Annotated in this window: 22 protein-coding genes; 11 read left to right on the top strand and 11 right to left on the bottom strand. The window is 63.9% G+C overall.

The annotated features are described in order from the left end of the window. Positions 1 to 50: 50 nt before the first annotated feature. Together KTR40_RS16300 and KTR40_RS16305 are read right to left on the bottom strand one after the other, a co-directional pair. A complete protein-coding gene (locus tag KTR40_RS16300; RefSeq protein ID WP_228404405.1) occupies positions 51 to 1,502 on the bottom strand; it encodes an HNH endonuclease signature motif containing protein in 1,452 nt (483 codons plus the stop codon). Positions 1,503 to 1,656: 154 nt separating this feature from the next. Continuing rightward, positions 1,657 to 2,937: a wax ester/triacylglycerol synthase domain-containing protein gene (locus KTR40_RS16305; protein ID WP_228404406.1), complete on the bottom strand. Its 1,281-nt coding sequence runs from the start codon at positions 2,935 to 2,937 to the stop codon at positions 1,657 to 1,659. A gap of 126 nt (positions 2,938 to 3,063) precedes the next feature. Here KTR40_RS16305 and KTR40_RS16310 point away from each other — a divergent pair, with 126 nt between their 5' ends. Both KTR40_RS16310 and KTR40_RS16315 read left to right on the top strand, forming a co-directional pair. After that, a complete protein-coding gene (locus KTR40_RS16310; RefSeq protein ID WP_228404407.1) occupies positions 3,064 to 3,639 on the top strand; it encodes a hypothetical protein in 576 nt (191 codons plus the stop codon). Then, the gene (locus KTR40_RS16315; RefSeq protein WP_228404408.1) at positions 3,636 to 6,500 is read left to right on the top strand and encodes an ATP-binding cassette domain-containing protein; all 2,865 of its coding nucleotides are present in this window, start codon (positions 3,636 to 3,638) and stop codon (positions 6,498 to 6,500) included. The genes KTR40_RS16310 and KTR40_RS16315 overlap by 4 nt, the downstream gene beginning before the upstream one ends. A gap of 31 nt (positions 6,501 to 6,531) precedes the next feature. Here KTR40_RS16315 and KTR40_RS16320 read toward each other — a convergent pair whose 3' ends face one another. From KTR40_RS16320 to KTR40_RS16340, 5 genes are all read right to left on the bottom strand, one after another. Continuing rightward, a complete protein-coding gene (locus tag KTR40_RS16320) occupies positions 6,532 to 7,443 on the bottom strand; it encodes an NAD(P)-dependent oxidoreductase (protein WP_139030498.1) in 912 nt (303 codons plus the stop codon). 130 nt (positions 7,444 to 7,573) lie between these two features. Beyond that, complete coding sequence (locus tag KTR40_RS16325; protein WP_139030499.1) at positions 7,574 to 8,851, bottom strand: TRAP transporter large permease; 1,278 nt, start codon at positions 8,849 to 8,851, stop codon at positions 7,574 to 7,576. Then, complete coding sequence (locus tag KTR40_RS16330; protein ID WP_139030500.1) at positions 8,848 to 9,312, bottom strand: TRAP transporter small permease; 465 nt, start codon at positions 9,310 to 9,312, stop codon at positions 8,848 to 8,850. The genes KTR40_RS16325 and KTR40_RS16330 overlap by 4 nt, the downstream gene beginning before the upstream one ends. Positions 9,313 to 9,457: 145 nt before the next feature. After that, positions 9,458 to 10,486, bottom strand: coding sequence for a DctP family TRAP transporter solute-binding subunit (locus KTR40_RS16335; RefSeq protein WP_139030501.1), 1,029 nt, complete (start codon positions 10,484 to 10,486; stop codon positions 9,458 to 9,460). A 286-nt stretch (positions 10,487 to 10,772) separates the two neighbouring features. Continuing rightward, positions 10,773 to 11,801, bottom strand: a complete 1,029-nt coding sequence (locus tag KTR40_RS16340; protein WP_139030502.1) for a LacI family DNA-binding transcriptional regulator — start codon at positions 11,799 to 11,801, stop codon at positions 10,773 to 10,775. A gap of 258 nt (positions 11,802 to 12,059) precedes the next feature. Between KTR40_RS16340 and KTR40_RS16345 the strand changes: the two genes are divergently transcribed. The 6 genes from KTR40_RS16345 to KTR40_RS16370 all read left to right on the top strand — a co-directional run bounded on the left by KTR40_RS16345 (position 12,060) and on the right by KTR40_RS16370 (position 16,593). Continuing rightward, positions 12,060 to 13,418: an NAD(P)H-dependent oxidoreductase gene (locus KTR40_RS16345; protein ID WP_139030503.1), complete on the top strand. Its 1,359-nt coding sequence runs from the start codon at positions 12,060 to 12,062 to the stop codon at positions 13,416 to 13,418. Between the two features lie 122 nt (positions 13,419 to 13,540). After that, positions 13,541 to 13,852 (top strand): putative quinol monooxygenase, encoded by a 312-nt coding sequence (locus KTR40_RS16350; protein WP_139030504.1) that lies wholly within the window; start codon positions 13,541 to 13,543, stop codon positions 13,850 to 13,852. Beyond that, entirely contained in the window at positions 13,852 to 14,388 is a 537-nt protein-coding gene (locus KTR40_RS16355; protein ID WP_228404409.1) for a gluconokinase, read from the top strand. Before KTR40_RS16350 ends, KTR40_RS16355 begins: the two co-directional genes overlap by 1 nt. Before the next feature lie 109 nt (positions 14,389 to 14,497). Further along, positions 14,498 to 14,800, top strand: a complete 303-nt coding sequence (locus KTR40_RS16360) for a hypothetical protein (RefSeq protein ID WP_139030506.1) — start codon at positions 14,498 to 14,500, stop codon at positions 14,798 to 14,800. Between the two features lie 323 nt (positions 14,801 to 15,123). Continuing rightward, the gene (gene fdhA, locus KTR40_RS16365) at positions 15,124 to 16,341 is read left to right on the top strand and encodes a formaldehyde dehydrogenase, glutathione-independent (RefSeq protein ID WP_139030507.1); all 1,218 of its coding nucleotides are present in this window, start codon (positions 15,124 to 15,126) and stop codon (positions 16,339 to 16,341) included. Positions 16,342 to 16,404: 63 nt separating this feature from the next. Next, positions 16,405 to 16,593, top strand: coding sequence for a hypothetical protein (locus tag KTR40_RS16370; RefSeq protein WP_139030508.1), 189 nt, complete (start codon positions 16,405 to 16,407; stop codon positions 16,591 to 16,593). Between the two features lie 71 nt (positions 16,594 to 16,664). On the opposite strand, the gene galE is transcribed toward KTR40_RS16370, so the two are convergent. From galE to KTR40_RS16390, 4 genes are all read right to left on the bottom strand, one after another. Beyond that, positions 16,665 to 17,678 (bottom strand): UDP-glucose 4-epimerase GalE, encoded by a 1,014-nt coding sequence (gene galE, locus KTR40_RS16375; protein ID WP_228406174.1) that lies wholly within the window; start codon positions 17,676 to 17,678, stop codon positions 16,665 to 16,667. Positions 17,679 to 17,776: 98 nt separating this feature from the next. Beyond that, positions 17,777 to 18,730 carry an aldose 1-epimerase family protein gene (locus tag KTR40_RS16380; protein ID WP_139030768.1) on the bottom strand — a complete coding sequence of 318 codons (954 nt, stop codon included), beginning with the start codon at positions 18,728 to 18,730 and terminating at the stop codon, positions 17,777 to 17,779. After that, positions 18,730 to 20,577, bottom strand: coding sequence for a glycoside hydrolase family 2 protein (locus KTR40_RS16385; protein WP_139030562.1), 1,848 nt, complete (start codon positions 20,575 to 20,577; stop codon positions 18,730 to 18,732). The genes KTR40_RS16380 and KTR40_RS16385 overlap by 1 nt, the downstream gene beginning before the upstream one ends. Before the next feature lie 104 nt (positions 20,578 to 20,681). Then, entirely contained in the window at positions 20,682 to 21,695 is a 1,014-nt protein-coding gene (locus KTR40_RS16390) for a LacI family DNA-binding transcriptional regulator (protein ID WP_139030563.1), read from the bottom strand. A 389-nt stretch (positions 21,696 to 22,084) separates the two neighbouring features. Here KTR40_RS16390 and KTR40_RS16395 point away from each other — a divergent pair, with 389 nt between their 5' ends. From KTR40_RS16395 to KTR40_RS16405, 3 genes are all read left to right on the top strand, one after another. Continuing rightward, entirely contained in the window at positions 22,085 to 23,401 is a 1,317-nt protein-coding gene (locus KTR40_RS16395) for an ABC transporter substrate-binding protein (RefSeq protein WP_179997648.1), read from the top strand. A gap of 155 nt (positions 23,402 to 23,556) precedes the next feature. Continuing rightward, a complete protein-coding gene (locus tag KTR40_RS16400; RefSeq protein WP_228404410.1) occupies positions 23,557 to 24,387 on the top strand; it encodes a carbohydrate ABC transporter permease in 831 nt (276 codons plus the stop codon). Further along, entirely contained in the window at positions 24,384 to 25,271 is an 888-nt protein-coding gene (locus KTR40_RS16405) for a carbohydrate ABC transporter permease (RefSeq protein WP_139030566.1), read from the top strand. Before KTR40_RS16400 ends, KTR40_RS16405 begins: the two co-directional genes overlap by 4 nt. Positions 25,272 to 25,445: the final 174 nt, after the last annotated feature.

Below are 25,445 nucleotides of genomic sequence, written 5' to 3' on the forward strand. Positions count from 1 at the left end.
CCATGCTGAAGGACCCGCTCCAACGGGCGCTGCCAACACGGCAAAGCCCATCACGCAGCGAGGCGCATCAGGATGGCCTCCTCCAAAGGGCTAACGGCACCGGGCAGGCAGGCCGATGGCATGAGTGGAGGCTCCCGGTCCGGGTGTTCGGCTGGATAGTATCGACCGCTCGGTGAGATCCAGCCTGGTGGCTCATCTTTCGTCGCCTGCGTCGGTGTCCAGGCCGAGCGGTGTTTGAGCCGGTGGTGTTTTGGGCATGCCTGTCCCAGGTTGCCGATCCCGGTGGTTCCGCCGCGCTGCCAGGCGGTGAGGTGATCCGCTTCATTGTCCAAACTGTGGTTGCTGCAACCCGGGAAGGTACATGTGCCGTCCCGCAACTTGAGCCACCGCTTCAATGCCTCAGGGAGGCGGTAGCTGGTGCGCCCGATTTCCAGCGGTGCCCCGTCCGTCGGGTCAACCAAGACGCGGTAGAACGAGTTGGCACCGTCAGCAACCAGCTTGCGTGCCACGGATGGCGGAACAGGGCCCAGCCCATCGACTTCGGCGGGTTCGTCGGTCAGGCCAAGGAGGGAGAAGACGGGAATGGTCACGAGCACCTCAGCCTTAGGGGAGGGCACGTCTCCGATGTCCTGGTTCCCGCTGCCCAGCAGCACCCCAGCGGCAACGTCCGCGCGCAACTGGCTAAGGTTGCGTGGTTCGTCCGGGCCTTGAAGTCCGCGGGCAAGGGCCGTCGACTTGTTCCAGACGGCCAAGGCTACGTCCCCGGGAAGGTAGAGCGATAGCCAGGCCATGCCGTCCCGGTCCGGGGCGTACTCCATCCTCCGGTCCGCCATGCTCTTTGCGCGACGAATCTCAAGGGACTCGGGGTGGTGGCGTTCGCGCCAGGCCCGGATCTTCCGGCGAAACCGGCTGGGCACCAGTTCTCCGGGCGCAGCACCGCGGACCCGGTTCGACGCGTCCGGGGCGAAGAAATGTGCCTCCAGGGCAGAGGCTGCTGCGGAGGTGAGTCCGGCGGTTTCGTCTACCATGATGCGGGCGTGCTGCCAGGCGATGGCGCCGTTCTGCAGTGCATCAAGTGCCGCGGGCAACGAGGTGGTCAGGGCGTGGGCTTCTCCAAGGAGGGCGGATGCGGCGCGTTCGCCCACTGTGAGCACGCATGCGACCTCGGCCACCACAGTCATTTCCTGTGCCGACGCCTGATATGCGCTGGCCGGCGGACCCTCCAACGCATCTGCGGTTTCGGCATAGGCCGCCACCAGCCGGACCTTCGCTGCCGCCGTCGCGGCCTCCACCCTCGCCAGCACCTTCAACCCGTCCAGGCAGGCCTCGGAAAATTCCTGCAGCGGATCAGCATCAGCCTTGGGAAAACGGCCAGTTTTCTGCGCGGCGGCCGAAGGGGAGGCAAGAACACCGGCAAGCTCATCAACCAGTCCGGCCACCGACGCAACGGCAGCGGCAACCACGGCCCTGACTCCCGTATCGATAACCACACCGGCTTCCATAACCAAAGCATGGCAGGGGGGTCTGACATTCTATGCTCATCGTTGCCCTTGCTCATCAAAGATGCCCCCTCCTCAGTACCCTCAAGGAACAAGGCGGACGACGGCGGGCCCTCCCGCCGTCGTCCGCCTTGATTTGGCATGAGCCAAGGAACTCTTACCGGCCCAGGCGCGCCATCTCCCCGCCCATCGCAGACGCAAAGACGTCGCCCGGCACATGCATCGCGTCGAAGTGGATGCCGCAACACAGGTTGCCGCTGTACGAAACAGCCGCGACACCGAGCCGGACGTCTCCTGCGATAACCGCAACCGGCCAGAGGACCGTAACGGGGGCTCCCGCGAGATGGAATGTCCCTTTCGGACCCGGCACGTTGGTGACAAACCCGGCAACGAGACGCTGTTTCCGGGAGAGGCGGTCCAGGATCCGTGCACCGATCGGCCCGCGCATAAACTCCAACGTGCCCTGGTCCCTCGCCCGCAGCTTCTCCTCCCGGGTCTGCTCGGCGATCAACCGAAGCCGCTCATCGGGGTTGGGCTCCCCGAGCGGCAGCTGTACAAGCATGACTCCCACTTGGTTCCGTGCACCCCCACGGCGGCGCAGCGCCACCGGTTCTGACACCGGAAGCCGGGCGGGAACCGGCTCGCCGGCGGCTTCAAGGACCGCCCGGAAGCCGGCCGCCGAGGCGGCCAGGAGTGCGTCATTTACGGTGGCACACCGAGGGCGCACCGCCGTCGCCAAGGCTTCAATATCTGTCTGGAGAAAAGCGACCCCACGGTGCGCGCTGCGGTCGCCGAGCAGCACCGTGCCGCCCACGCCGTGGCCCCACAGGGTCATCTGGATGCGGCGCAGGCCGATCCAGATCCGCCCCAGGGTCCGGCGTAAACGGTTCCTGGGCTGGTGCTGCGGCGCCTGCTCCGCCCGGCGCACATGCGCCTCACCCGCCGGCTGCTCCCCCGGTTCCCCGGGGTCAAAGAGCTGCTGCACGATCACCGCCGCTGTCATGCCATCGGCCACCGCGTGATGGATCCGCAGCACAACACCCGGTCCCGCCGCTGAGGCGCCCGGTACCACCAGGACCTCCCACAGCGGGCGGTCCCATGCCAGCGGCTGCCCCATCAGCTCGGCACACTTGTCCTGAAATCCCGCAAGGCCATCGACGGGACCTACGAGGCGGATGTGGTGATCAATGTCCGGCACGGATTCCATCCAGTGATGCCGGCGGCCCACTGTGGTTACTCTTTTGCGGAGCGCCGGCAAATCCGCAATCCGTTCGCGGAGAACCGCCCGCAGCCGTGCCATGTCCGGTGTGCCGTCCGGAGCCAGGAAACCGCCCGGCCCGAGCAGGCAGGCGGCCAGGAACACGTTGACCTGCCCGGCGTGGTCGAGCACCAGGTTTGCCTCATCAGCAGGGGCCAGCTTTTGCGTCGCCGGGTGCATCTCTTGACAGTAACTGCGAAATACCGGCTTGTCAGGCCAGGGGCGGCGCCCGAACCACTGGAGCCCCCAGCGTCACACAACGCCACCGCATCCGGATAAGGACAGCCAACGCCCTACCCTTAACAAGTGACTTTGACTAAGATGCGCACGGCCGCCGCGAGCTCCCTCGCCGCCGCCGGTCTCCTGTTTACCCTCGCCGCCTGTTCCGCTCCGGCCAGCCAGCCCACCACCTCGGCTCCGGCCTCCTCCGCAGCCGCTTCGTCGAGCTCCGCCGCCAGCGCCGCGCCCAGCACCTCCGGGCCCTGCGACGGCGTGAAGGTCATCGTCGATTCGGGCTCCCTGAAGCAGGCCGCGGCCGATAAGAACGTGTGCGTTCCTGTGGAGGGTCCCACCGCGGCGTCCAAGGTGCTCGAAGAAGCCAATGTGAAGACCGTGGGCACCACCCAGTACCCCAACGAGCTGGTGTGCCGGGTTAACGGCGTGCCCGCCGCGGACTTCGAGATCAAGCACAAGGCTGGCACGTACAAGGAAGAATGCACCGGCATGCCCGCCGCCTTCGCCTACTGGTCCCTCTGGCTCAAGAAGGACGCCGGCGCCTGGGAGTACGCACAGGAAGGCCTCGCCACCCTGCAGGTCAGCCCGGGCCAGAGCCTGGAACTGCTCTTCACCGTCGACGGCGAACCGGCCGCCCCCGCGGCATGACCTTCCGACCCGCGCCGTTGCGCGCCGGCATTGCTCTCGCCGTCGTGTTCATCGCGGCGCGGGTCATCTACCGCGTCCTCTTCAACGGCGCGGGCCTTGGCTCGCCCCTCCTGCTCGACCTGCCGGCCATGCGACTGCCGGCCCCGTACGCCCACGTGGTCTTCCTTGGCCCGGTCACCGGACCCGGGCTGTGGGCGGCAGTCCTGTCCGCCCTGCCGATTGCCGGGCTGTTTGTTGGTTTCGGGCTGCTGAATTCATTCGTGGATGTGGCCCGCGGCTTTGTGCACCTGGCCCGCCGCGGCCCCATGCAGGGGCTGGCCCGCACGCTCGTCGTGGCATGGGCAGCCCTCCCGGCGCTGGCCGATGCCGTCACCTCCGTGCGCCTGGCGTTCCGGCTGAGGGGCGAAAAGTTTGGACCCCGCGCACTGGTGCCCGTGCTGGAACGCACCCTGGAGCACGCCAGCCGCGTTGCCGCGGCGTTGGAGCTGCGCGGCTTCGGGAGCCGGACGGCACCCCAACGAAGGAACGACGACGGCGGCGCGCTTCTGGTGCGCGACGCCCAGTTCCGGATCGGCGACACAGCCGTCCGCGTCCCCGGGTTCACGCCGCCGAGCGGGTCAGTCACCGTCATTACCGGGCCCACGGGCTCCGGCAAGTCCACCATCCTGCGCGGCATCGCCGGGCTGCTTTCCCACGTCGACGGCGGAGACATTTCCGGCACCGTGCGCGTCGCCGGAGCGGACCGCGCCGCCACGCCGCCGCGCGACACCGCACGCCATATCGGCGTCGTCCTGCAGAACCCCCGCGCTGCCTGCGCCAGCACCCGGGTCCGGGACGAAATCTCCCTCGCCCTTGAGCTGCGCGGCATGCCTTCCGCCGCCATCAAGGCCCGGGTGACGGAGGTCGCCGAACGGATTGGGGTGTCCACGCTGCTGGACCGGAACCTCAGCACCCTCTCGGCGGGCGAGGCCACGCTCGTCGCCATCGCCTCCGCTGTTGTGGATCATCCCGCCCTGCTCCTGGTGGATGAGCCCCTCGCCGACCTGGACAGCGCGGCCCGCGCCCGCGTCATCGCTGTACTTGAAGCACTCGCCCGCGACGCCAGTGTCTGCGTCGTCGTGGCCGAACACCGGGCGGAAGCGCTCGCGCCGGTTGCCGATTCCTGGTGGACCATCGATGGCGGCGCCCTGGTGCCAGGCAGCGCGCCCTCCGCGCCTTTGCACCCGGGCGAGCTCCCGGAACCGCCAGCGGAACCGATTGGCGTCCCGCCCGCGCTGACGGCGGCGAACCTCGCTGTGCACCGCAAGGGCAAGCCACTCGTGCGCGACGCGTCCCTGGCCCTGCACCGTGGCGAAGTGGTGGCCCTGGTGGGGCCGAACGGGGCCGGGAAGTCGTCCCTCCTGGTGGCACTCGCCCTGGCTGAAGGCATCGGTGAAGGAAGTCTAAAAACGTACGACGGCGGCAGGGCCGACGGCGGTCGGGTCGCCCTTGTGCCGGACGCCTCGGACGACCTCTTCACCCGCGACACCGTCGCAGGAGAGCTTCGCGCCGCCGAGCGGCGCCTGGCCCGCCGGACGGGCACCGCGCCCGCGCCCGGTTCGGCGGCGTCGCACCTGGCCCGGTTGCGCGGAGAAGCGATGCCCATTGCCCACGAGCATCCGCGGGACCTTTCTGCCGGAGAGCGAAGAATCCTGGCGATCGCGCTGCAGACAATGGACGATCCCCAAGTGCTCCTGATTGATGAGCCGACGCGAGGCCTCGATCCGGCGGCGCGCCAAGCAGTTTCCGCGGCGCTGCGGGCCGCGGCGGATGCTGGTGCGGCAGTCCTCATCGCCACTCACGACCTCAACTTTGCCCACGGCCTCGGTGCCCGGATCCTGCCGATGAGTGACGGCGTCGTACCTTCTGTTGGAACAGAAGCCGCTCCTGCGGATGCCGCCATTGCCCAGCCCGCCGCAACATCACGGATCCCGGCACCCAAGTTCGTCGACGAACCAACTGACTCCCACAGCGCGAAGAAGCCCCGCCACATTCGCATGCCCCGGGGTGTGGAACTCGCCGTCCTCACAGCAGCGAACATTCTGGCCCTCGGGGCGTTCTGCTGGCCGCTGCTTGCCGCGGCCCTCCCGCAGGATGCTGCGGCCGCCCTCCCCTACGCGGCGCTGGCGGTTGCGCCGCTCGCAGCCGTCGCCGTCGTCGTATCCCTCGACGGGTCGGTCCGCTCCGCACACATGGTGGCGCTGCTTGGCGTCCTGGCCGCAGTAGGTTCCGCGGTGCGGGTGGCGAGCACCGGCGTCGGCGGCGTGGAAGCGGTCTTTATCCTGCTGATCCTTGCCGGACGGGCGTTCGGTGCCCGTTTCGGCCTGCTGCTTGGGGCCGCAACCATCGCGGTGTCCAGTGCCCTGTGGGGCGGGATCGGGCCGTGGACGCCGTTCCAGATCTTCGCCTGCGCGTGGGTGGGCGCGGGAGCCGGGCTGCTCCCCCGCCGCGTCCGGGGCAAGGCCGAACTGTGGATGCTGTGCGGCTACGGCATTGTGGCGTCCTACCTGTTCGGCCTGCTGACCAACCTGTGGTTCTGGCCCTTCGCGGTGGGCGCCGGCACCGGCATCTCCTACGAGCCCGGCGCTCCGCTGGCCACCAACCTGAGCAGCTTCCTGCTGTACTCACTGGTGACGTCGACGGCGGGCTGGGACACGCTGCGTGCCGTCACCACCATCATCGGCATCGCCGTGGTGGGGCGGGCAATCCTCGCCGCACTCCGGCGGGTGAAGCCGGTCTCCAGCGGGGGCGGAGGCGCGGGCGGGCGCGCCGCGGAGCCTCAATCCACTCAAGCCAGGGACCGGCTTCAACTCAGGCTCTGAGCACACCGCTGGGAACCTTTCGTGGGGACTTCTAGGTCTCAGTGAGAGCGCTGCTGCGCTGAGCAAGGGTCCGGAGTATCCCTGTGTGGTCAAGGGGGCCGTCGCCCCTGGCGACCATGTCCTCGAAAAGATCCTGGATTGCCGTGGCCAAGGGTAGCTCCAGGTGTGCTGTTTTAGCCGCCCCCAGCACGAAGTTGAGGTCCTTGAGCTGGTTTTGGGCGCTGCCACCACCTGTGAAGTCGCCGTCAATCCATCTGTGCCCTTTTTGGCGCAGCACCTCGGAGTCGGCCAGCCCACCCCGAAGCAGTTCAAGCATCACCGATGGATCCAGTCCCCCGCCGCGCGCGAGAAGCATGGCTTCGGAAACTGCGGTGACTGTCCCGGCTACCACGATCTGGTTGCAGGCTTTGGCGAGTGCGCCCGAACCTCCCGGGCCCATGTACCGGATGGTGCTGCCCATAAACCCGAACACCGGGGTAACCGAGCTGAACGTGTCCTCGTCCCCGCCCACCATGATGCTCAGGGTGCCGTTGGCAGCGCCCACCGTGCCGCCACTGACGGGGGCGTCCAAGACTCGGACGCCGTGTTCGCGGAGCATCCGTTCGCCAAAGGCCGCCACAGCCCCGGGCGAGACGGTCCCGTGCACGACGAGTATCGGCTGGGCAATATCCCGGGCTGTCCATCCGGCTATCAGCCCCTCTTCTCCCGGAAGCAACGATTCGACGTGGCTTAGGTCCGGCAACACGGTGAGAACGATGTCGGCGGCCGCCTCAAAAGGTGAGGTGGCAACGCGGGCGCCCAGGCCCGCAAAGGCTTCAGCCTTCGAAGCAGTCCGGTTCCAGACTGTCAGCTCGCCGTAGCCCTTCAGCAGCCGGCGCGCCATGGGTTCCCCCATCGGCCCTAATCCCATCAGGGCAAGCGCTGGGTGGTCACGTTCAGGCATTGGGATCCTTTAGGGATTAGGGCGTACAGGTACACGGAACAGGACGGGAGACCGCGGCGCCCCAGTGGAACCGGGAGGCATGGTTTTCCTGTTTCTGCGACTGGATGGGACAGCGAACTAAGGGCAGGCGTTACTGTTTGGTCAGGAGGTCAGACGGCCACAGGATGAGCTGCGGGAAGACGGCCAGCATGACGATGGCAATCACCATGACAACGTAGAGCGGCACCGCGGCCTTCACGATCTTCTCCATCGGCAGTCCGCTTACATAGGACGCCGCGAACAGGCAGACACCGACAGGCGGCGTGACCAGGCCAACGGCAAGGGCGGCAACGAGGAAGACGACGAAGTGGATGGGATCCACGCCGGAAGACACGGCCGCGGGCATGAGCACCGGTGTGCAAAGCAGGATGGCTGCGACTTTGTCCATCACGGTTCCGATCATGATCAGGATCAGGCCGATCAACAGCATGACGATGGTGGGGTCGGTGCTGACGCTCAGCAACCAGCTGCTGACCTTTGCCGGCAGGCCGTCAATGGTGAAGATGTAAGAGGCGACGCCGGCGATCATGGCGATGAGCAGGATGGTGCCGGTGGTGAGGCCGGCGTCCACGATCATCTTGGGCATCTGGCGCCACTTCATGTCCCGGTAGACGTAGATGCCAACCAACAGGCTGTAGAAGACGGCGACGGCGGCCGCCTCCGTGGGCGTGACGAGCCCGCTGAACATGCCCACCAGGATGATCACCGGGCCGCCCATAGCCGGGATTCCCCCGAGGACGATCCTCAGGCCCTTCTTGAAAGGCGTCCTTGAGACCTCGCCGTAACCATGGCGTACCGACAGGAAGAAATTCACAATCATCAGGACCATGATCAGGACAATGGATGGTCCAAATCCTCCCGCGAGCGCCGCGCCTACCGAGACGTTCGCGGTCGAGGCGGCGATGATCATGAGGATGCTCGGCGGTATCAGGGAGGACAGGGTAGCGGTGACCATGGTCATTGCTGCCGCGTAGGGGCGCGGGTACTTGTGGTCCGTCATGGCCTTGATCTCGATCTTGCCGAGGCTGACGATGTCGGCCACCGAGGAACCGGAGATGCCGCCGAAGATCGCGCTCGATGCGATGTTCACCTGGCCAAGGCCGCCACGGAAGCGGCCGAAGATGACTTCGGCGCCACGGAAGATGCGGTCCGAAATACCCCCTCCGGCCATGAGGTTGCCGGCCAGGACGAACAAGGGGACAGCAACCAGCAGGAAGCTGTTCATGGAGCTCATCATGGACTGGGGCAACAGGTCCAGGGGGATGTCGAAGATCAGCAGCGTGGCGATGACGCCAATGCCGAGTGAGACTGAGAGCGGAACGCCCAGCAGCAGCAGGAGGAGGAAAATGCCCAGGAGGGTCAGGCTCATGCGATCATCTCTCCTTGGAGGATCCTCTTACGCAGGTACGGGGAGAAGTAGACGGTCGTGATATGGGCGACGATGGCGAGTGCCGCGCTGATCACCAGGGGCAGGGTTACCAGGAACATCTTCAGTCCCAGGGCAGGACTGGACTCTCCGGCGGCGTACTGCTGCAGCATCAGTTCCCAGGTCTTGTAGAGCAGGACACTGAAGAACACGGTCCCGCAGATGGCGTAAAGATGCATGCTGACTTGCTTAAGCCACGCTGGTCCCCACGCCACCGCGAAGTTCACCCGCGGGTGCACGGCGGCCCGGAAGCCTGCTGCCATCCCCAGGAAGGTGGTGTCCATGAACAGGAAACGGGTCAGTTCCTCGGTCCATGGCAGCGAGGCTCCCATCTGCCGGCTGACCATCTGGGCAGCAAGGCTGAGCAGCATCGCGGTGATTCCGACGAAGAGGAGAGCATCCACGACCTTCCAGATCAGACCATGAGGTTCCGAGACTTCGCTTACCGGAACCACCTTGATGTTGTCTTCGGCCGCCTGATGTTCGGTCCCCCGGGTTGGGGCGGTTCCATCCTGCGCTGAACTCGTCTCCTGCACTGGACCCGCCACCTTAGCGTCCGAGGAATTCAAGGCTTGACTGGACGAATTCCTTGCCCACCTTGCCCTCAAGCTCGGGGTAGACCTTCTGCGCTGCCGCCTGGAACCTTTCCCTGGCTTCGGGCGTCAGCTCGTTGATCTTCACGCCTTCGCCCTTGAGCTTGTCGAGGGTTTTGGTGGCTTCGTCGTTGTCATACTTTGTCTTGAAGCCAGCGGTCTCGTCTGCAGCTTCCTGCAGGACCTTCCGGGTGTCCTCATCGAAGGAGTCCCACTTCTTCTTGCTGAACCCGAGGACCAGGGCGTCGGAGATGTGGCCCGTCATGGAGAGGTAGTCCTGGACTTCGAAGAACTTGTTGTTGACTGGAACTTCCAGAGGGTTTTCCTGGCCGTGGATCGTGCCGAGCTGCAGGGCGGTGTAAACCTCTTTGAAGTCCATCGGCGTCGGGTTGGCGCCCAGTGAGCCGAAGAACTTAACCCAGAGGTCGTTCTGCGGTACGCGGAGCTTCAGGTCCTTGAAGTCCTCGGGCTGGGTGATGGGGCGCAGCGCGTTGGTGGTATGCCGCGGAGTACGGGTCAGCATGGAAACGCCCTTGATTCCCAGCTTGTCCAGTGAGCCCAGCAGTTCCTTGCCCGGCTTGCCTTCAAGGTACTTGGTGACCTCCTCCGAGTCCTTGAAGAGGTAGGGAAGGCTGATGGCATTCATTCGTGGCTCGAAGGACGCGTAAACCGAGGTGGACATGATGGTCGAGTCCAGCGTGCCGTTTCCAAGCAGGTTGACGGCTGCGTTCTGGTCTCCGCCAAACAGCGTGCCATCGGGGAACGTCTCGACCTTGATCTTGCCGTCGCTCAGTTCGGCAACCTTCTCGGCGAAGTGCTTTGCGGAGACGCCCATGGAAGAGGCTGCGGGGTCGCCGATACCGAGGCGGACCGTGGTGCTGGGTGCGCCGGCGCCGGGCGCCCCGCCCCCGCCGCAACCGGTGAGGACAGTAGTAACGGTGAGTGCGACGGCCACAGCTGCGGCGGCCAAGGTGCGTTTTGGCATCTGATTCTCCTTTGAATACTTGCTCGTTCCTGGCCTATACGGACAGGGGTACTGATGCTTTGATGGCGGTGATCAAGGCGTACTGGGCTGTGCGGATATGGTCGAGAAGGCTTGCTCTTGCTTGTTTCCCGGCCCGCTTGCCCAGCGCCTTGCAGATAGCGATTAGGGCGTGCAGGTACACGCCTAGAGAACTTAGTGGAAGATTTCGGCCCCAGTGGAACCGGTACACTTTTTTACCACAGGCAGGCGCGGCTGTAAACATTGAGGAGCGTACGACAGCTTCGTATTACTTCGCTAACTGCAGCCGGGCAACGCTGGACCGTTCGACCAGTTCGGCAGCGACGTGTATGACGTTGGGTTTTCCCGACGTCTTGCCCTGCGTGTTGGACAAGGCGAGCTGCACGGAATGCCGGGCGAGCAGATCTATGGGCTGCCTGACGATTGTCAGCGGCGGGGTCACGAGTTCGGTCCAGGGTGAATCTTCAAAGACGATGACGGACAGCGTCCCGGGGATGTCGATTCCTGCGTGGGAGAGGCGCCGCAGGACTTCGGTTACCTGGGCGGTATTTGCCACCACCAACGCGGTGGGCGGGTCCTCGATGCTGAGCAGCGCCGACGCTGCATCTCCTCCCGCCGATCCGCGGAACGCGGCGTGCCGTATGAGGAGCTCATCCTGATCCAAGCCGGCCGTTTCCAGGGCTTGCCGATAGCCGGCAATCCGGTCCCTGCCGGTAGTGGAGGAAGCCGGTCCGGAGATGATCCCGATGCGGCGGTGGCCGTACGCTGCGAGCAGCGCCGTGGCAGAGCGGGCGGATTCAAAGTTGTCGATGCTGACAACATCAACTTCAGGGAGCGACGGTATCGATCGATCGACAAACACCACCTCGGTGCCCAGATCCTGGAGATGCTTCCAGGTGGCCAGGTTGTTGCCCGTCGGCGTCGCGATAATCCCACTGACCCTGCGTTCGATCAGTGTCGCCAGACGTTCGGACTCCAGCTGATCATCCTCCTGCGTTGTCATCAGCAACACCTGGATTCCGCGCGAGTGCGCTTCCTGCACCACCTGGTCGGCCAGCCTGGCGAAAAAGGGGTTGGAGACGTCGGCGAGCAGCAGCCCCAGGGTTGTAGGCGGGCCGAATTTAAGCTCCCTGGCTGCGGTGCGGGGGTGATAGCCGAGGTTCTTCATCACGTCGTTCACCCTGCCGCGGGTAGCTGCAGCGACGGGACCCGACCCGGGGTTCAGCACCCGGGAGACCACCGCAACGGACACCCCGGCCGCCTGGGCAACATCGCGGATGGTCGGTTGTTTCTGCACGCCTACTCCTTGCCTGGCACTTCGTTGGACATCCGGAAACCTTTTTCAGCCTGGGGCTTGACCTTGAGCCTATCCCTGTGACATAAAAGTGTACCGGTTCCACTTATTTTACCTTAGTTCGGTCCCGCTTGTTCGGCAGCCTCACTACCAACGGGGGCAAGCCGCAAGGTCAGTAAGTAGAGCCCCCAAAGCTGCGGTCAACCTCAGACCAGCCCGCAACCCTTCCGGAACAGCGCCGTATCCCTTGAAAGGCAACCCATGAATCTGCACCACCTCCTGTCCCAGCGCGAAGCCGACGGAAAACCCATCCGGGTCGGTCTGATCGGCGCCGGACGCTACGGAACGATGTACCTGGCCCAGGCAAACAACATTCCCGGGATCCACGTTGTCGCCATCGCAGACATTAACGTCAAGCGCGCTGAAGGTGCTTTCGAACTTGTTGGCTGGCCCAAGAACCAGATCGCCCCCGACATAGCAACCGCGCTGCGGGACCGCTCAACCGCGATCGTGGCCAACGCTGACGAGCTTTTCGACGTCGACATCGACATCATCGTCGAAGCCACCGGCAACCCCATCGTTGGTGTCAAGCACGCCCTGCGCGCCATTGAAACGAAGAAGCACATCATCATGGTCACGGTCGAAGCCGACGCGCTGGCAGGGCCCGCTCTTGCTAAGCGGGCAGAAGCAGCCGGTGTTGTCTACTCGATGGCATACGGCGACCAGCCGGCCCTCATCATGGAACTTGTCGACTGGGCCCGCACCAGCGGATTCGACGTCGTCTGCGCCGGCAAGGGCGCCAAATTCCTTGAGCACTACCACGAGATGAACCCGGACAACGTCTGGGAAAACTGGGAATTTTCCAAGGAACTCACCGACTCCGGGCAGCTGAACCCCAACATGCACACCTCCTTCCGCGACGGAACCAAGGCCGCCATCGAAATGGCCGCCGTCGCCAACGGGGCAGGACTGGTGCCCTCTGACACCGGACTGACGTTCACCCCGGGAGACGTTGAGGAAATCGCCACCATCTGCCGCCCCGCCGACGTCGGAGGAGCCCTCGCACACGAAGGGACCGTCGATGTCATGTCCAGTGTCAACCGCGACGGCACCTGGATCCCCCACAACACCCAGGAAGGCGTTTTCGTTGTCGTGAAGGCAACGAACGCCTACGTCTCCGGCTGCTTCAACGAATACCCCTGGCACCCGGACCCCACCGGCCAGTACGCGGCCCTGTACCGTCCCTACCACTACGTCGGCCTGGAACTGAACCTATCCATCGCCAACGCCGTCCTCCGCGGAATCCCCACAGGTTCGCCCATCGGATTCTTCGGCGACGTTGTCGCCACCGCCAAGAAAGACCTCAAAGCCGGTGAGTTCCTCGACGGCGAAGGCGGATACACCGTCTGGGGCCAACTCGTTTCAGCGAAGCACTCCGTCACTACCGGCGCACTGCCCGTCGCGCTGGCCCACCACGTGGAACTCCGCAATGACGTAGCCAAGGGTGGGATCGTCCTCTGGGAAGACGTCATCATGGACGACTCACTCGCCCAGGCCCTTGAACTGCGCCGCGAAACCGAGGCCCTTGCCCTTGAGGAAAACCTCGCCGCCAGCAGGTAAGTCTGAAGAACACCCTGCGGATGTTCGGCGCGGACCGACGGACTTTTGCCGTCGGTCCGTGCCGCGTCCCCAAGGGCCCTCTCACGCCCTCACGGCACCCCTAGCACCAGGAGAACCCCATCATGACCATCGTCGTTACCGCTGCTTTCAGCCCGAAGGAAGGGGCCTTCGACCAGGTCGTAGCCGCTCTCTCCCCCGCCATCAGCGAAGTACACCAGGAACCCGGTTGCCTGCTCTACGCGATCCATGAAGCCCCAAACAACCAGATCCTCATGATTGAGAAATGGGAATCCGCTGCGCTGCTGGATGCCCACGGCGAAGGTGAACCGGTCAAACGCCTGAATGCTTCCCTCGAAGGCCTGCTGGAAAAGCCTGTCGAAGTGACCCGGATGGTTCCGATCCCCGCAGGAACAGCACAACAGGGAGCGCTGTAGTGCACAGCCCCATCGTCGTCATGGGCGTATCGGGCTCAGGAAAGAGTACCGTCGGCGCCGCCCTCGCAGCCCGGCTCGGAGCAAGGTTCAAGGACGCTGACGACCTGCACCCCTTGCCGAACGTCGAAAAAATGGCAACTGGCACACCGCTCACCGATGAAGACAGATGGCCCTGGCTTCGCCTTGTCGGCGCAGAACTCGCGGCCGAACACCCCCACGGGATCGTGGTTGCCTGCTCGGCCCTCAAACGCGCCTACCGCGACGCTATCCGCGCAGCCGCTCCCTCTACCCGGTTCATCCTCTTAACTGTCGACCCTTCGGTACTGAAGGAGCGGCTGGTCCAGCGTCCAGGACACTTCATGCCTCCATCTCTGCTCACCTCACAGCTGGAGACACTTGAGGCCCTGGAAACAGCCGAAGCCGGAATGGCAGTGACATCCGAAGGCGGCATTGAAGCAGTCGCCGATCGGATTCTCGCAGATCTGGGCCAAGGACAGCTCACAGTACCCGCCGGTGCTGATCAGAATGCAAGATGAGTTTCTAATCATCGACTTGGGCTTCAGCAGCTCGGTTACCTTGCGGCGGTCCTCCGTGCCCCGGCCCGCGGGGTAGCCGAGCGAGAATCGCTCGCCGCGGTACTCGAGTTTGAGATACGCTGCCGTGTCCTTCGGCTCCTCGGCCGCGACGCTCATCTTCGGGCGGGTGCGTGTGTACGAGCCCGGCGCGCCGCTTAGCACCAACCCCAGCAGCTTCCTGCTGTACTCGCTCGTGACGTCGACGGCGGGCTGGGACACGCTGCGTGCCGTCACCACGGTCATCGGAATCGTTGTGGTGGGCCGGGCGATTCTAGCCGCGTTCCGGCGCGTGAAGCCGGTGGCTGGCGCGGGCAGGCACGCAGCAAAGGCTGATTCCACCCAAGCAAAGGACCGGCTTCAACTCAAGGTCTGAGGACCCCGCCAAAAAGTACAAGCCGCGGAGGCGTTCGTGCACTAATTCTGCATGGATATCTTAAAAATCTTGCGCTTTTGTTGCAGCTCCTGTGACCCTAGTCTCATCAGTACAAGCTCTTCCACTGCGGGCCGTCGCCCTAGGGAAGGAAGAGCTGTGCCGTGTCCGTGAAGGGTGCTTCGATGGCGTGGAACCTGGGGAGGTATCCCCATCGAAGCACCGTTCTCGGGCAACGGACCAGCGCCGGCAACTTTGCCAGACCAAGTGCAAGGCCATCCAATCGGAAGGCCCTGCACCACATACCCCTACCAAAAGGAGTGTCCATGTCAGGAAACAGAGCCGTTGCCTACAAAGAACCCGGTGTCGTCGAAATCATCAACACCGACTACCCGACATTGGAACTCAGGGATGGGCCCGGCGTTAATCCGGCCAATGTGGGCCGAAAAGTGCCCCACGGCGCGATCCTGCGTACCGTGACCACGAACATCTGCGGCTCGGACCAGCACATGGTTAGGGGCCGGACCACGGCCCCCAAGGACCTCGTCCTTGGCCACGAAATCACCGGCGAAGTGGTGGAGGTCGGTCCGGACGTGGAGTTCATCAAGGTGGGAGACATTGTCTCTGTACCTTTCAATATCTCCTGCGGGCGTTGCCGGAACTGCAAAGAGCGCAAGACGGGCATCTGCCTGAACGTCAACCCTGACCGCCCGGGCAGCGCCTACGGTTATGTGGATATGGGCGGCTGGGTGGGCGGCCAGGCCGAATACGTGCTGGTCCCCTACGCTGACTGGAACCTGCTGAAGTTCCCGGACCGCGACCAGGCCCTGGAAAAGATCATGGACCTGACCATGCTCTCCGATATTTTCCCTACAGGCTTCCACGGCGCCGTCACTGCGGGAGTGGGCGTTGGGTCCACCGTCTACATTGCCGGTGCAGGCCCAGTGGGCCTCGCGGCAGCCGTCGGCGCGCAGCTGCTAGGTGCCGCCGTCGTCATTGTCGGTGACATGAACGAAGACCGGCTGGCTCAGGCCCGCTCCTTCGGCTGCGAAACGGTGAACGTCACCAAGGGCGATCCGAAGGACCAGATCGAGCAAATCCTTGGCGTGCCCGAGGTGGATTGCGGCGTGGACGCCGTAGGGTTCGAAGCCCGCGGTCACGGGAAGGACGCCTCCCACGAGGCCCCGGCCACCGTGCTGAACTCCCTCATGGACATCACCGCTGCAGGCGGGGCCCTTGGGATTCCCGGCCTCTATGTCACCGGCGACCCGGGTGGAATCGACGACGCCGCAAAGCACGGCTCCCTGTCCCTGTCCCTGGGCACCGGATGGGCAAAGTCCCTGTCCTTCACCACCGGCCAGTGCCCCGTGATGTCGTACAACCGCCAGCTGATGATGGCGATCCTGCACGACAAGGTCCAGATCGCCAAGGCCGTAAACGCCACAGCAATCCCGCTTGAGGACGCACCGCGCGGCTACGCAGAATTCGACGCCGGTTCGGCAACGAAGTTCGTGCTCAACCCGAACGGATACGTCAAGGCGTAGAAACCCATCTGGCCCGTGCCACCGGCGCGCATCCACTCTCCCTGCATCAGCAAAGGTAATTTCATGACCCATCGCAACGACCAAGAATCAATTCTCCGCCTGAGCAGCAACGGGAAGGAGCATGGTGACATTCAGCTCGAAGCATCGAGTCCCGTGACCGTTCGGCTGCAGCTGGATGGTGGCTGCAATTGCCAGCATGGTGCTCAAAATCGTCCCGGTTCGTACGTTGACAGCGACCTCGGCATCCGCTGACAGCATTTAGAAGTACGACGCCGGCCGCCCACCTTCCAAAGGTGGGCGGCCGGCGTCGTTAATCACCGGTCTCAGGAGGTGTAGCCCTGGGGGTTGTTCTTCTGCCAGCGCCAGTGGTCCTCGCACATCTGGTCCACGATTTTGGTGGTGGACCAGCTGAGGTCGGCGAGGGCGGAGGTTGCGTCGGCCCAGAAGGCGGGGAGGTCGCCGGCGCGGCGGCCGGTGATTTCGTAGGGGATGGGCTTGCCCACGGCTTTTTCGAAGGAGCGGAGGACTTCAAGGACGGAGGAGCCCTTGCCGGAGCCGAGGTTCCAGCGGAAGACGCCGGCGCGGTCCGCCACGTGGTTGAGTGCGGCTACGTGGCCTTCGGCGAGGTCGACGACGTGGATGTAGTCGCGCAGGCAGGTGCCGTCGGGGGTGTCGTAGTCGCCGCCGAAGACCATGAGTTTCTCGCGCCGGCCCACAGCGACCTGGGCGATGAAGGGGACGAGGTTGTTGGGGATGCCCTGGGGGTCTTCGCCGATCCGGCCGGAGGGGTGGGCACCGACCGGGTTGAAGTAGCGCAGCAGGGCGATGTGCCAGCGGGGGTCGGCGGCGCCGAGGTCGGAGAGGATGTCCTCGATCTGTTCCTTGGTGCGGCCGTAGGGGTTGTTGGCGCCGATTTCCATCTTTTCGACGTAGGGGATGGGGTTGTGCTCGCCGTAGACCGTGGCGGAGGAGCTGAAGACAATGGACCGGACATCGTGGCGGTCCATCACCCGGATGAGGTTCAGGGTCCCCACCAGGTTGTTGTAGTAGTACTTCAGCGGTTCACGGACGGATTCGCCGACTGCCTTCAGTCCCGCGAAGTGGATGACCGCGTCAATGGGGCTGTCGGCGAAGACACGCTCGACGGCGGCCTCGTCCACGAGGTCGACATTATGGAACTTTGCGGTCTTGCCGCTGAGTTCGGCAACCCGCAGGAGGGACTCTTCACTGGAGTTGACCAGGTTGTCGATCACCACCACGTCATGGCCGGCTTCCTGCAGGGACAAAACAGTGTGGGAACCGATGTAGCCGGTGCCTCCGGTGACCAGAATCTTCATGTACTGCTCTTCCTCCTCTTCGGGACCGATCATTGCGCCACCCTGCCTTCACTCGGGCAAGGTGTGCAGTGTGTTTGTTTGCCGTCCTGGTCTCTGGGTTACGTTCCACCGGAAGGTAGGGCGGTTTGGTCAATGGCCTGTATCGTCCAGCGGGCCGTATGCGTGTTGCCAGGCTGGAGGATATGCAGGTCTGTTGTCGAGTTGAAGGCGTTGGGAGGGCAGGTCATGGGTTCGACGGCGAGGCCGTGCCGTGCCCCGGCCTCGGGTGCGTCCGCGGTGTGGATCTGCACCCAGGGACATTCCTCGCCCCAGATCATGGCTGTTCCGGTGCCGTCGGCCCGGGTGAGCCGCAGGGCCGCCTGACCGGCTGGATTTCGGGTGAGCCCGGTGAAGGCGTGATCGATTGGCAGGGAACCGATGGGCCGGGCCTGGCGGAAGTCATACTCCTGTGCGCCAGGACCGCCGACGTCGGCAAGTCCTGTAGGGACCAGCCGGTCTTCGGTTACCTGCAGCATCTTTTCAGCCGGCAGTTCTAGCGTCCAGTCATTGACCGTCCCTTCGCCTGCGACGAGGTAGGGGTGTGCAGCCACCCCGTAGGGGGCTGCGCCGGGTCCGATGTTCAGTGCGCTGACGGTGGTGGTGAGGCCGGTTTCATCGAGGGTGTAGCGGGCCTGCACGTGGAGGGGAAACGGGTATCCCTGCTGCGCCACAAGGGTGCAGGACAACGTGACCGAGGAACCGGTGGCGCCATCAATGGACCAGTCCTGCCAGACGAGCAAGCCGTGCAGCGCGTGCCCACGCTGGGGTTCGGTGATGTTGAGCTGGTGCCGGACGCCATTGAAGGAGTACCGGCCGTCGGTCACCCGGTTCGGCCAGGGGGCGAGAATTGCCCCGCGATAGGCAGGACGAACGTCATCGGCCGCGTAGGGAAGAACCAGGTCCCTGCCCTTGAAGCGCAAGGTGCGCAATGATGCGCCTACGGTGGCGAGGGAGGCCATGTACGGGCCGTGTTCGAGGTCGATCTGGCGGCCGGACAGGGGCAGCCGGGACATTACGGGCATGGTCTTCCTGTGATGATCTGGGCCAGGGCTGCAACCGGGAGTTTCGGCTTCCGGTTTTCGTCACACAGCCCGTTTGTCTCCTGCCGTGTGTCCGTGATCTGGGTGTAGCAAAAGCCCGAGAGGTGTGCGGAGGCGTTCACTGCGTCGAGAATTGCCGATAGCCGGTCCTGGAAATCGACCGCATTGGCGGCGGCAGAGTAGCCCCAACTGTCATCAAAAGCTGTACCGGGCGCATATGAGATGCCTCCGAATTCGGTCAACATGACGGGCCTGTCAGTGTCAGGCTCCGGGATGACGGACATGCGCCGTCCGGCTGGACCGATGCCCCGGATCATGGCATCGATGTTTGCCTTGCTGCCGTACCGCTGTCGCAGGATTTCGCCGGAGTGTTCGTAGTCGTGGAAGGTCCAGATTTCCGAATCCGTGTGCTCCCAACCGTCGTTGGAGATGACAGGCCGGGACGGGTCCAGTGCGCGGGTAAGGTTGGCCAGTGCCAGGCCATAGGAGCGTTGCGCTTCGGAGTGCGCTCCGTGCTGCACGCCCCAGGATTCGTTCAGCGGCACCCAGGTGATGATGCTTGGGTGCGAGGCGGAAGACCGGACGATGTCCACCCACTCCTTGGTGAGCCGGCTGACGGCAAGTGGGTTGAATTCATACGCGCCGGCGGTTTCACCCCAGATCATCAGGCCCAGCCGATCGCACCAGTAGAGGAACCGCGGGTCCTCCACTTTTTGGTGGATCCGGGCGGCATTGAATCCCAGGGACTTGATGAGCTCAACCTCTTCGCGAAGGGCCTCGAGGGTGGGTGCGGTGTAGTGGGACTGCGGCCAGTAGCCCTGCTCCAGCACCGAGCGGACGTAGGTGGGCCGGTCATTGAGCAGGAACGTTCCGTGCGCCGCCGCGACGGAACGCAGACCTAGGTACGATGCCACGACGTCACTGGTGCCCATGGCATCAGTGACGGTGACGGTGGCGTCGATGAGGCGCGGGTGTTCCGGGGACCAGAGCATTTGCTCATAGTTTTGGCCGTTCCGCTGGGCCTGCAAAGGGATGTCCAGAACTATCTGGTCGCTATGGACAGAGATTTGCTGCCGGGCCAGCTCATGCCCGTCCAAGGACAGGGTGACGTCGACGGAAGCACCATCGAGCGGCCTGTGGCTTAGTTCCAGTTCGGCTCTTACCGAGGCCTCGGGGACGTTGGGCGTCCATGAGAGGTGGCGGACGTGGAGCGCGGGCACCGCTTCCACCCACACGGTCCGCCAGATGCCGGTGGTGCGGTGGTACCAGATGGAGTGGGGCTCCACCTGCCAGTCCTGCTTGCCGCGGGGAACGGTGACATCCAAGGGGTCGTCCTGGGCGCGGACCACGATGCTGTGATCCTCCGTGTCCCGCCCAAGAGCGGTGGTGATGTCAATGCTGAAGGCTGTCTGGCCACCCTCATGGGACCCAACGTGCTGGCCGTCCACCCACACGTCGGCGGCGTAATCCACGGCGCCGAAATGCAGCAGGATAGTGTCGCCCTGCGAGATCCTGCCGGCCTCATCCAGTGCCGACTCATCCAAAGCGATCCGGTACCAGACGATCGGGTGGTAGCCGGTGTCGCCGATGCCGGAGGCTGCGGATTCCGGCGCGAAGGGCAGCTGGATCCTCTGGGTGAACACGTCCGGGCGCAGTTCCCAGTGCTCAAACCGTCCACGGTCGTCGTCGTCGTAGGCGAAGCCGCTAACTACGTCAAGGGTGTGATGGGCCCCCCGGACCAGTTGCGGCCGCGGGTACGTTCCTCCGCTCCTGCTCGCGCGGATATGGTCTGTGGCTCGAGGCGCAGCGTCAGTATGCATGCCTCAAGTGTGTACGATTTTTCCAGCGCTGTAAACAGAAAGCTATTTTTGCTTGCGTTATATGTATCTTTGTCATTGAGACCCGCGAGTCCGGGCTGCCAACCTCAGGGCAGCTGCGGCGCGCTTTCCCTGAGCTCCAGGGAGTAATCCACCAGCTTGTGCCGGCCTGCCCCCGCGTAGCCGGCTATCCGCTCCTCCAGCAGGTCAAGGGCGGCGCTTGCCAGCGCGCTTGTGTCAGCCGCGACCGTAGTGAGGCTTGGGTAGGTGAAAGCCGACATGGAGATGTTGTCCCAACCGATGACAGCGACATCGCCAGGAACGGCAAGCCCGCGTTCCTGCAGTGCCCGCAGGGCGCCAATGGCAGCGAGGTCGTCGCGGCAGAACAGCGCGTCCAGTTGCAGTCCGCGGTCGAGGGCCTCCCCCGTGGCGCGTGCAGCGTCGCGGGAGCTGATGCTGCGGCTGGGAATCAGCAAGGCCGTATCCACGCGCATGCCAGCCACTTCCAGTGCTTCCTGGTACCCCATCAGTCGCTGTTGGGAGGTTGCCGAAAGCTTGTCCTGTTCGTGGCCAAGGAAACCTATCCGCCGCCGGCCCATCGCCAGGAGGTGGCGGGTTGCTGCCATTGCAGCCTCGACATTGTCGATCATCACCCGGTCAACACTCAACGGCGCCGAGCCTTCCCCGAGCAGGACCAAGGGCGTATCCGCGCGGTGGCGCGCGATTTCCAGCGCCGACATGGTTGAAGGCTGGAAAATAATGCCGTCCACAAGTCCGGCCTCAGTCATGGCGATGACCGCCCGCTCCCCCTCAAGGGTGCCGTCTGTCTGTTCGAGCAGCAGACGGTAGCCTCGGCGTGACGCTTCCATGGAGACAATGCGCGCGAGCTCGGAGAAGTAGGGGAGGCTGACGTCGCTGAAAGCCAGGGCAAGCATGCCGGTTTTTCCCGTGGCCAGGCTCCTGCCAAGGGCGTTGGGACGGTAACCCAGTTCGTCTATCGCCTGCTGCACCCGTTCCCGCATGGGCTGGCTGACATGGGCATAGTTGTGAACGACGTTTGACACCGTCTTCATTGAGACGCCGGCCACCTCGGCGACGTCCTGCAGGCGAACCCTACCCATAATGTCATCCTGTCTCTGGCGATTTTCCTCGTGACTACCCGCGACACCGAAGAGACGCCCGCCGGGTAGGACAGCAACCGCGGCCCCCAAAGGCCCTGGCGGAGCAACAGCCAAATCGTGGTGCTCCAACCGCGGCAAGCGATTTGTCCCGCAGCGCCGGCGTGCCCAACCCAGTCCTTGATCTTCTATCGACCTCATCCTAACGGCACCGCTGGTCCTGCCCGGACCGACCAAGGCTGGAGGCTGGCGCGTGAAATAGAAAACACTGGACACCCCGTTTACAGCGCTGTATGTTTTACGGAGGCCAGTGTTCCGTGCGTCACAGGAATGCGGCATGCCGATCAACGATGCCCACGCCAGATGGTGCACGTTTCACTAGGAGGACAATGATGACCTATGCAAAGCGGTCATTCCGCAGTCGCATTTCCACCGCTACGGCCCTTGGCGCCGCAGCTCTTATGGCCCTGACCGCGTGCAGCGGTTCGGGTGGCCAGCAGACCACCGAGCAGGAGTTCACCGGTGAATACACCGGTCCAGCCGTTGAGCTCTCATACTGGAACGGGTTTACCGGCGGAGACGGCCCCTTCATGGAGCAAATGGTTAAAGACTTCAATGCGGAGCACGAGAACATCAAGGTCGTCTCCAACACAATGCAGTGGGCTGACTTCTACCAGCGCCTTCCAGCGGCCGTCACTGCCGGGGAAGGACCCGACGTGGGGGTCATGCACCTGGATCAGCTCGCCACCAACGCCGCCCGCAACGTGATTGTTCCGCTGGACAAGCTGACATCCGGGCTGGACCTTACTGCAGACGACTTCACCAAAGAGGTATGGGAAGCGGGCGTCTACAAGGACAAACGCTACGGCGTGCCGCTGGACGTGCACTCGCTCGCCATGTACTACAACACAGAGCACTTCGCGAAGGCAGGCATCACAGAGGCGCCCACGGACGCAGCTTCCTTCAAGGATGCCCTCGCCAAACTCAAGAACGCAGGGTTCGAAAACCCGTTCTGGATGCCGGCCAAGTGGCCCGCGCACCTGATGCACCTTTCGCTGCTCTGGCAAAACGGCGGGGACCCCTATAACGCCGAGGAAGCCAAGGCCACCTTCGATTCCGAGGAAGGCGTGCAGGCCCTCGCATGGCAGACCTCCGTCATCAAGGACGGCTACAGCCCAAAGGATGTCGCCGTTGATTCCCAGTACGTCGCGTTCAAGAACGGCGAAACGTCAATCACCTGGGACGGCATCTGGCAGCTCAACGACCTCGATGCGTCCGGTCTTCCCTACAAGGCCGTTCCGGTCCCGGTCATCGGAGAAAAAGACGCAGTGTGGGCGAATTCCCACAACTTCTTCCTGCCCCGCCAGGCCTCACCCGATGCGAACAAACAGGCTGCGGCACAGGTGTTCATCGCCTGGATGAGTGAGCACTCAGCAGAATGGGCAGGGTCAGGAATGATCCCGGCACGCGAATCCGTGCGGGCAGCCGGTGCACTGAAGGGAATGCCGCAGGAAGCGATTGCCCAGAAGATCGAGTCGATGCGTTTCCTTCCCCCGGTGCCGGGTATCGGCACCGTCCAGAGCGAAACACTCGAGCTCGCCGTAAGCAACGCGATCCTTGGCACGCAGGAGCCCAAGCAGGCCCTTACGGACGCGGCCAAGCAGGCGAGCACGCTGATGGAAGAAAACCAAGCCTCGTTCGGGAACTGACGGAAATCATGACTTCGACAAAGACGACGGGTGCCCTCTTAGAGAAGAGGGCACCCCGGCCGCAGGGCCCCGACACCAGCAGGACCATCAAAAAGCAGGCCGCGGCCACCCCGTGGCTGTTCCTGGCCCCGTATCTGCTTCTGTTTATCGGGTTCGTGCTGGTTCCAATTGTTTTCGGCGCGTGGATCAGCCTCCACAACTGGGACTACACCCTCCCCCTGAAACCTTTCGTCGGGGCCGAGAACTACACCAGACTGTTTGACCCTGAGTCTGCGCAGTCAAAGAATTTCTGGGGTTCAATGCAGGCAACAGGAATATTCACTCTGTTCAGCGTGCCGCTGCTGCTCACCATACCCCTGGCGGTGGCGCTGCTGATGGCAAAGAAATTCCCCGGCCGAAATTTCTTCCGCGCCGTCTACTTCGCCCCCTATGTGCTCGGTGTCGCCGTGGTGGCCGTCCTGTGGCGGTACCTTCTGGATAACAACATTGGGTTGGTCAACTACTACCTTGGCCTTCTCGGGCTGCCGGACGATACCGCCTGGACCACCTCCACCCCCGCTGCCTGGGTAGCTCTTGTCGGGGTGACGGTGTGGTGGACGCTCGGCTTCAACGCCGTAATCTACTTGGCCGCACTCCAGGACATTCCCGCAGAGCTGTACGAGGCGGCCCGCGTGGACGGCGCAAACGGCTGGCAGCAGTTTCTCAACGTCACTTTGCCCGGTCTGCGACCTGTGCTGTCCTTCGTCACCATCGTCACCCTCATCGCTTCGGTGAACATGTTCGGCCAGTCCTACCTCATGACACAGGGCGGCCCGGGACGGGAAACGCGCACCGCGATCTATCAGATCGCTGAAACTGGCCTGCGCAACTTCTCCATGGGCAGCGCTGCGGCGATGAGTTACGTGCTGACCCTGTTCCTGATGGCGCTTAGCCTCATTGTTTTCTGGCTGTTCCGCGAGAAACGCGACAAGAAGGTGTCCAAATGACCCAGCTCACCCAGCCGCAGGCCCTGCAGAACGAATCCCTTCCCGCCAAACGCCCCACCAACACCAGCCGCAGCATCCTGCGGCTGGTAGTCCTCGGCATCGTGGCACTGGTCTTCATCAGCCCGATCATCTTCATGATCATGACCTCGTTCAAAACCCGGGCAGACGCCACAGCGATTCCCCCGTCCTGGATTCCCAACCCTTTCTCCCTACAGGCCTACGAGGCCATCCTGGCTCCCGGCACCAACACCCCGGTGCTTCGCTGGTTCATCAACAGTATGGTCGCCGCCCTGGCCCACTCCTTCTTGGTAGTCCTGACAGCATCGCTGGCGGCCTACCCCTTGGCGCGCATGAATTTCCGCGGCAAGGGCATAGTTTTTGCGGTCATCGTCGCCACGTTGCTGGTCCCACCGGTGATCCTGGTGATTCCGAACTACCTCATCGTCAGCGAACTCGGCTGGCTGAACTCACTGATCGCGATCATCGTGCCAACAGCGGCATCCGCCTTCGGCGTGTTCTTCATGCGGCAGTTCTTCGCTGCCCTCCCGGACGAACTCGAAGAAGCCGCCCGGCTGGACGGCGCCAACCGCTGGCAGATGTTCACCAAGATCATTCTTCCGCTGGCCAAGCCCGCCATGGCAACCCTGGCGCTGCTTGCCTTCCTCGGAAACTGGAACGACTTCCTGTGGCCCGTATACGTCCTGTTCAACCCCGAGGTGCAAACACTCCCGGCCGGCCTGTCTACCCTCCAGGCTGCCAACGCCGTGCGGTATGACCTGCTCATGGCCGGCGCCGTCGTCGCGAGCGTGCCCGTGCTCGCCCTGTTTGTCGTCCTCCAGCGGTTCATTATCGAAGGCGTATCACGCTCCGGAGTGAAGGGCTAACAACCAAACACCGACTCCTGACGGCGGTCACCGGTCACCGGCACGCTCGTCGCCGTAACGCTGTCCGGGTGCGGGGATTCGCTCCCGCACCCGGAGGCAGTCCCCTCCGCCTTCACAAATGACCGCGACCTCCACTTGGTATTGCTGCCACTTACATGACCTTCGGTCCTTGGC

It is taken from the genome of Pseudarthrobacter sp. L1SW (assembly GCF_020809045.1).
GTDB lineage: Bacteria > Actinomycetota > Actinomycetes > Actinomycetales > Micrococcaceae > Arthrobacter.